Annotated in this window: 1 protein-coding gene; it reads right to left on the reverse strand. The window is 44.7% G+C overall.

Annotated features, from left to right (window positions below):
* Positions 1-55: 55 nt before the first annotated feature.
* Positions 56-1,326, reverse strand: a protein-coding gene (locus tag H525_RS0115480; RefSeq protein ID WP_155837340.1) for an IS3 family transposase whose coding sequence is annotated in 2 segments (ribosomal slippage) — positions 56-1,008 and positions 1,008-1,326 — 1,272 coding nt in all. Because the reading frame shifts where the segments join, the coding sequence is not laid out codon by codon here.
* Between the last annotated feature and the right edge of the window lie 73 nt (positions 1,327-1,399).

Here is a 1,399-nt window from a genome sequence, read left to right on the forward strand (position 1 = left end):
GCGAGTGTACTCGATTTCGTTCTCACCGTAAATGGTTCGCTACGCCCAACTCTACCTATACATGTATGGTTTTTACTGGCATCAACCCATTTTCTATATGCTGCTGATAGAACGTTTTCGGAGACAAGTAATGCAAACTTGAGTGAATTCGCCGGTTATTATAATACTCCATGTATTCTACGACGGCTCGATATGCTTCTTCATAGGTTTGAAATTCGTATCGAGATAAACAGTCCTCCTCAAACCAGCGATGAAAGGCCTCAATGTGTGCATTCATGTTGGGCGTGCGTGGTGGAATCCGTTCGTGTTCTACCTCAAATTCCTGACACGTTGAACCAAATAACAGACTGACAAACTGCGGACCATTATCGGATCGAATCACGGGCCTATAGTTGGTTGTAAACACTTGCCGTTTCCATAATGCCTCCTGTAATGCTTGAGTGGCATGCCTGGCTTCACATCGCAATCCAATATGGTATCCAACGATCTGCCGGTCAAATACATCGAGATAGGAAAGCACATAGAAGAACCGATCTTCTCCTGTAATATATCCGTATTTGATATCCACTTCCCATAGTTGATTCGGTGCCAGAATCTCTCGGTTTCGCGCCAAAACTCTTGGATGCTTTGGTTTTACTTCTCGCTGCGGTTTCAATATATCGAGCTCTTTGCAGAGCCGATAGACCCGTTTTTTGTTTATGATGAGATCATAGTGCTGTCGCAAATGGTGCGTGAGTTTCACGTACCCGTAGGAATACCCATCTCCTGCGATGGCCTCCATGATCCATTCCTTGATTTGTTCATCACTGACTTTCTTACCTTGCTGCGTGAAACAATATCCAGGAATCGGGCGCCCCGCCGGTTTAGCCGGTTCCTTTGTCGATTCCTTTGGTGGCTGCAACCAGTAATAATACGTGGATCTTGCTACCCCCACGATGCGTAACACGACCGATACAGAATACCCGTCATGGATCCACTTGTGCGCTATTTCCAGTTTGTCAGCAAGTGAGGGTTTTTCTTTTTTACAAGGTCACGCAAGATAGCAATTTCTAAATCCTTTTCCCCTAACAGTTTCTTCAACTGTTCATTTTCTGTTGAGATCTCTGTATATTCTTGCATGATCTTTTGCTGTTCTTCTTTTGTCATCTGATTGGGCTTTCCCCGTGAGGCCGTTACCTCGTGATTCGCTTTATATTGACGCACCCAACGGGCAAGCATATTGGCATTAATATCATGCTTTCTCGCAACAACCGCATTGTTTCCGGTCTCCAATACTTCATGCACAACTTGGAGTTTGAAATCTGCGGAATAGTTTCTTCGTGTCATGGGAATCAATCCTCCTACGTATAGTATCGCTCTTATTTCGGAGGTTGTCCAACTTGATTACGGGGCTTAAGAG

Origin of the sequence: Aneurinibacillus terranovensis DSM 18919 (assembly GCF_000430625.1) — a bacterium.
Classification (GTDB): domain Bacteria; phylum Bacillota; class Bacilli; order Aneurinibacillales; family Aneurinibacillaceae; genus Aneurinibacillus_B; species Aneurinibacillus_B terranovensis.